General features: G+C 73.0%; 6 protein-coding genes. 1 reads left to right on the forward strand and 5 read right to left on the reverse strand.

What is annotated here, in order from left to right:
• Nucleotides 1-178: 178 nt before the first annotated feature.
• The 4 genes from PROKR_RS03925 to PROKR_RS03940 form a co-directional block, all read right to left on the reverse strand.
• Nucleotides 179-1027, reverse strand: coding sequence for a carbohydrate ABC transporter permease (locus PROKR_RS03925; RefSeq protein ID WP_036959700.1), 849 nt, complete (start codon nucleotides 1025-1027; stop codon nucleotides 179-181).
• Between the two features lie 38 nt (nucleotides 1028-1065).
• Nucleotides 1066-2025: a carbohydrate ABC transporter permease gene (locus PROKR_RS03930; protein WP_245605689.1), complete on the reverse strand. Its 960-nt coding sequence runs from the start codon at nucleotides 2023-2025 to the stop codon at nucleotides 1066-1068.
• 11 nt (nucleotides 2026-2036) lie between these two features.
• Complete coding sequence (locus tag PROKR_RS03935) at nucleotides 2037-3440, reverse strand: ABC transporter substrate-binding protein (RefSeq protein WP_036959760.1); 1404 nt, start codon at nucleotides 3438-3440, stop codon at nucleotides 2037-2039.
• Nucleotides 3441-3526: 86 nt separating this feature from the next.
• Nucleotides 3527-4204 (reverse strand): IMPACT family protein, encoded by a 678-nt coding sequence (locus PROKR_RS03940; RefSeq protein ID WP_036959703.1) that lies wholly within the window; start codon nucleotides 4202-4204, stop codon nucleotides 3527-3529.
• Between the two features lie 78 nt (nucleotides 4205-4282).
• On the opposite strand from PROKR_RS03940, the gene PROKR_RS03945 reads away from it, so the two are divergent.
• Nucleotides 4283-4891, forward strand: coding sequence for a tyrosine-type recombinase/integrase (locus tag PROKR_RS03945; protein ID WP_051432652.1), 609 nt, complete (start codon nucleotides 4283-4285; stop codon nucleotides 4889-4891).
• Nucleotides 4892-4946: 55 nt separating this feature from the next.
• Here PROKR_RS03945 and PROKR_RS03950 read toward each other — a convergent pair.
• Nucleotides 4947-5288: GNAT family N-acetyltransferase (locus PROKR_RS03950; RefSeq protein WP_157601879.1), on the reverse strand; the 342-nt coding region annotated here is incomplete at its 5' end.

The raw sequence follows: 5288 nt of genomic DNA on the forward strand, positions 1-5288 counted from the left end.
GCCGGGCCGGTTCCGGGTCCGCGACCCCGACGATGCGGGCGCGCTCCGGGTGCGCCCGCACCCAGCGGCCGTAGGCGTCGGCGCCTCGCCCGCCCGCGCCGAGCACGGCCAGACGCAGGGAACGGTTCATCGCGCGGTCCTCCTCAGGACTGTCCTTCCCGAGCGCATCAGACACACCTCATCGTTCGGCACCCTGGACCAGCCCCGAGACGATGTACCGCTGGGCCAGGAAGAAGATGATCACCACGGGCACGGTCACCGCGATGGACCCGGCCAGCAGCACCGTGACCGGCACCTGGAAGTCGCCGAGCTGGGCGATGCCCAGCGGCGCCGTCCAGAGGTCGCGGTGCTGCACCAGGAACAGCAGGGCGTAGAAGTACTCGTTCCAGGCGATCATGAACACGTAGATCGCGGTGGCCACCACGCCGGGCACCGCGATCGGCAGCACCACGCGGGTCAGCAGCTGGCCCAGCGTGCAGCCGTCCATGATCGCGGCCTCCTCGACGCTGGCCGGCAGCGCCAGGAAGAAGTTCCGCATCATGTACAGCGCGACAGGCACGGTGGCCGCCACGTAGACGATCAGCAGCCCCACCAGCGAGCTGGTCAGCCCCAGCCTGGACAGGATCACGAACTTCGGTACCGCCAGCACGATCCCCGGGAACAGGTAGACCGCCAGGATGATGCCGTTCGTGACGGCCCGCCCGCGATAACGCAGCCGGGCGGCCGCGTAGGCGCCCAGCACACAGACCACGATGCTCACCACCACGGTCCCGACGGCGACGCCGAGCGAGTTGAGCACGAACCGCCCGAGCCCGAACCCGCCGTCCGCCTCGTCCCGCATGGCCGTGGCGAACGCGGACAGGTCCAGCCCCGTCGGCAGCCCTAGCGGGTCGCGCGTCACCTCCGTGTACGGCCGCATCGACAGGACGACGCCGTACGCGACCGGCCCCAGCGACCACAGCAGCGCGAGCGTGACGACGACGGCGCGGCCGGCGCGGGCCGCACGGGTGGGCCGGACGCCGCTCATGACTGCCCCCTCATGACTGCCCCCTCATGACTGCCCCCTCATGATTCTGAGCTCCGCCGGGAGAGCAGCACGTACCCCACCAGGAGCACTCCCAGGATCAGGCTCATCAGCAGCCCGAACGCCGCGGCGCTGCCGATGTCGGCCTTGGTCACGAGCTCGGTGTAGACCTTGATGGCCATGACCTGGGTGCTGCCGGCACCCTCGGTCAGCAGGTAGACGTCGTCGAAGCTCTGGAACGACCAGATGAACCGCAGCAGCAGGAGCAGCAGGGCCACGGCCCGCAGCTGCGGCAGCAGGATGTACCGCAGCGTCTGCCGGCGGCCCGCGCCGTCGAGCGCCGCTGCCTCCTCGATCTCGCCGGGTACCGCCTGCAGCCGCGCGGTCAGGAACAGGAACGCGAGCGGGGCCGACTTCCAGATGTCGAACAGGACCACCACCAGCAGCGCGACCGGAACCGGGACGCCCCAGACCTCGGCGGAGGTGGTGCTGAGGAACCCCACGGGCGTGTCCCAGCCGAGGTAGGCACGCCCGAAGGCGTTCACCACGCCGTACTGCGGGTTGAGCATCGTCTTCCAGATGGTCGCCGCGGCCACGACCGGCAGCACGTACGGCACCAGGAGCAGCGCCCGCACCAGGCCGCGCCCGCGGAACGGCCGGCGCAGCGCGAGCGCCAGCACCAGCCCGACGGCGAGCGAGCCGGCCGCCGTCAGGCCCGCGTACAGGACCGTGGTCCACAGGGCGCCCCAGAACGCCTGCGACGCCATCGCGCGCTCGAAGTTGTCCAGCGACCACTCGATCGGCTCCGTGCCGAGGAACGGGATGTCGACGAGCCGGATCTCGGAGAAGCCGAACACCACCACCAGGGCGAACGGCAGCAGCACCACGAGGGCCACGACCGCCAGGGACGGTGACACGAGCAGCCAGCCGGAACGGTTCTCCCGCCGGGCCCGCCCCGCCGGCGCCCGCGTTCGGGGTGCGGGCGTGCGGGACGCCGGCACGCGCGCGGTCCTCACTGGTCCTGCTGCAGCGCTGTCACCTCCGCGGCCATCTGCCGCGTCACCTCGGCGGGGTCCGTGCCGCGGTACAGCGGGTCGAGCTGCTGCGCCAGCGTGCCCTGCGTGGCGACCAGCCCCGCCAGCGTCGCGTCGGGCGTGCCCTGGCCCCAGCGGTCGACGGCGTCCATGCCCTCGCCCATGGCGGTCACCAGCTCGTCGCCGTACACCTCGGCCACCGACGACTCGACCTTGGGCCCGAAGCCCAGGCCGCCCCACGCGTCCAGGTACTCGGTCGGGTTCTCCGGGGTGCCGGTGCGCAGCGGCAGGCGGCCCTCGGTGGCCACGGCCAGCGTGTCGGCGTAGCCCGTGCTCAGCATGTACTCGATGTACCGGCGGGCCTCGTCGGCGTGCGCACGGGCGGGCACCGCGTAGGCGAGCGTGGCGCCGAACTGGGCCGCGCCGCCGGCCGACTCGTCCGGCGGCTCCAGCACGGTGATGAACCCCGAGTTCTTCGCGAGGAACTCCGGGTCGTCGCCGCACTCCTCGCACGACGGCGGCACCGCCTCGTCCAGGTTCGCCAGCTCGTCCAGGATGTGCGTCGAGAACAGCAGCATCGCGGCGTCGCCCCCCAGGTAGGCGGCCCGCGCCGACTCGACGTCGTAGTCGCCCGCGACGGACGAGTCGCGCAGCTCCTTGAAGTAGCCGGCGGCCTCGGCGCACGCGGGCGAGTCGATGGCCACCTCGCCGTCCGTCACGAGGCTGCAGCCCGCGGACTGGAAGATCGACTCGATCCCCTCGGTGCCGGACGCCGTGCCGGACTGGGTGCCCAGGGCGATGCCGGTGACGCCCAGCTCCTCCTTGACGGCCGTCGCCGCCTGAGCGAGCTCCGCGACCGTGGTGGGCACCTCGACGCCCGCCTCGTGGAGCAGGTCGGTGCGGTAGGCGATCAGGTGCACCCAGCCGTCGCTCGGCACGGCGGCGACCGTGCTCTCGCCCGAGTCGCCGTCCTGCACCGTGACCGCGCCGAGCGCGTTCTGGTTGAACGTCGCGGGGTCCAGCGTGTCCAGGGCCTCCTGGGCGGCGTCGGTGTCGAGCAGCCCCTGGGACTGCCAGGAGGTGACCTGCGAGGCGCCCGCGAGGATCACGTCGGGCACCTCGCCCGAGGCGGCGCCGGTCACCAGGGCCTGGTCCTGGTCGGCCGCGGCGAGCGGGACGACGTCGACCTCGATGCCGGTCTCCTGCGTGAACCCCTTCGCGACCGCCTCCTGGGCGGCGACCCGCTCGGGCGTGGACTGCGGTGTCCAGAAGGTGATCGAGTCGGTGGACTCCTCCGCGGGCGCCCCGCACGCGGCGAGGAGCGCGGTGGTGGCGGTCAGTGCGACGACGACGGCGACGGACGGGCGGATGCGACGGTGCATGATCGGTCCCTCCACGGTGCGGGCCTGGCTGCTTGCTGCGGGCACGTACTGGGTGCCCCAGACAATTCACCCCGGTACGGGGCCAGTCAAGGACGACGCGCCGGGGACGCCGGTACGGGCACGTCGACGACGCGGGCGTCGCCGACCTCGGGGGACAGTGCCCCCGCCGAGGCGGCCGCGACGTCCGCGGCCAGGGCGGCCAGCTCGTGCTGCGGCACCAGCAGCCGCAGGTGTGCGACGGCGCCGTAGCTGGGCGGTTCCATGACCGACCCGTGGCCGGACGCCCAGTCACGCAGCATGTTGTCGATGCGGCCGGCGTCGGCGTGGGGGACCGGCACCTCGACCTCGCGCAGCAGCTCACGGCGCAGCAGGACGCCGGAGACGGCGGCGTCGTCCAGGGCCGCGGCGACCGCGCCGGAGTAGGCACGCACCAGGCCACCGGCGCCGAGCTTCACGCCCCCGAAATACCGGGTGACGACGGCGACCAGGTCGGTGACGCCCCGGTGGCGCAGGACCTCCAGCATGGGCACCCCGGCGGTGCCGCTCGGCTCGCCGTCGTCGGAGGAGCGGGCCTGGTCCGCGCGGGTGCCCAGCACCATGGCGACGCAGTGGTGCCGGGCGTCCCAGAGCTCCTTGCGCAGGCCGGCGATCACGGCGTCGGCCTCCGCGACGCTGCCGGCCGGGGCGAGGTGGGCCAGGAACCGCGACCTCTTGATGACGAGCTCGTGGTCGACGGGGCGCGCGATGGTGCTGGGGAGGTCCACCGTCAGAGGGTACGCACCAGGTCGTCGCGGACCGGCGTTTCCCCTTGATTAATAGTGTGCCAAGCGTACATTGGACCCATGACCGGTAACAATGCCACCTCACCACCAACCAGGACCGGGGAGCCCGGCCGCTACCCACGGCCTCCGGTGAGCCTCGAGGAGGCCGAGTGGGTGTGGCGCGAGATGGCCACGGAGGCGATGCGTCCTGGCGCCAAGCCGGAGGCCGTGCGTCTGGCGGTGATCACGGGTCTGGTGCGGGCGACCGGCTCCCGGTACGGGGACCTGCTGCGCGTGCGCGTCGAGGACATCGACCTCGGGCCGGCGCGGGCCAAGGTGACCGAGGGCAGCGTGCTGGTACGGCACGGCAAGCACCGCACCCCGCACCGGCACCTGCTGCCGGCGGATCTGGTGGTGCTGCTCAAGCACTGGATGGTGGTGCGCGAGGAGCTGGCGGCCGAGCTGGAGGGCTCGGTGCCGCGCGCGTTGCTGCTGACGGTGCACCACACGCACGACAACGGCACCACGGTCGCCTCGGGCCTGCCGATCACGCGGCAGGGCCTGGTGCTGTCGTGGCGCAGGTTCGTGCACCGCACCAACGCGCGCTACGGCGCGCTGCGCCCGCCCCTGCCGACCCGCTTCGAGCAGGTCCGGCGCGCTTGGATCGACGCGGCCCGGGAGGACCGCTGACCTCGGCGTGCCAGGCCGGGGGCAAAAAGGGTCGGCAGGGCGGGCGGGAACCCGCTCAGGAGCTGGCGATGCCCAGCAGCGGGGACGTCGGCGTCGACGACGGCAGCTCCGTGAAGCCGTAGCGGTCGTAGAACTTGCGGGCGGCGACGTTCTCGGCGGCGTAGCCCAGGTGCACGCCCGGCACGTCCCGCTCGGCCAGTGCGGCGCGCAGGGTGTCGATCAGGCGGGAGCCCAGCCCGCGGCGCTGCAGCACGGGCAGCAGGTCGATGTGCAGGTGCGCGGGGTGCGTCGTGAGCTCGCCGTGACGCAGGCCGCGGACCATGCGCTCCGGGTCGGCGCCGTCGCGCAGGAGCTGGGCCTCGGTGTAGCCGGGGTCGGCGCCGGTGGCCGGGCCGGG

The sequence above is a fragment of the Promicromonospora kroppenstedtii DSM 19349 genome (genome assembly GCF_000515355.1).
In the GTDB taxonomy this organism is placed as follows: Bacteria; Actinomycetota; Actinomycetes; order Actinomycetales; family Cellulomonadaceae; genus Promicromonospora; species Promicromonospora kroppenstedtii.

What these genes read in the sequence shown, in the direction of transcription:
- PROKR_RS03925 (WP_036959700.1), bottom strand. Translation starts at nt 1,027, where the DNA reads ATGAGCGGCGTCCGGCCCACCCGTGCGGCCCGCGCCGGCCGCGCCGTC.
- PROKR_RS03935 (WP_036959760.1), bottom strand. Translation starts at nt 3,440, where the DNA reads ATGCACCGTCGCATCCGCCCGTCCGTCGCCGTCGTCGTCGCACTGACC.
- PROKR_RS03945 (WP_051432652.1), top strand. Translation starts at nt 4,283, where the DNA reads ATGACCGGTAACAATGCCACCTCACCACCAACCAGGACCGGGGAGCCC.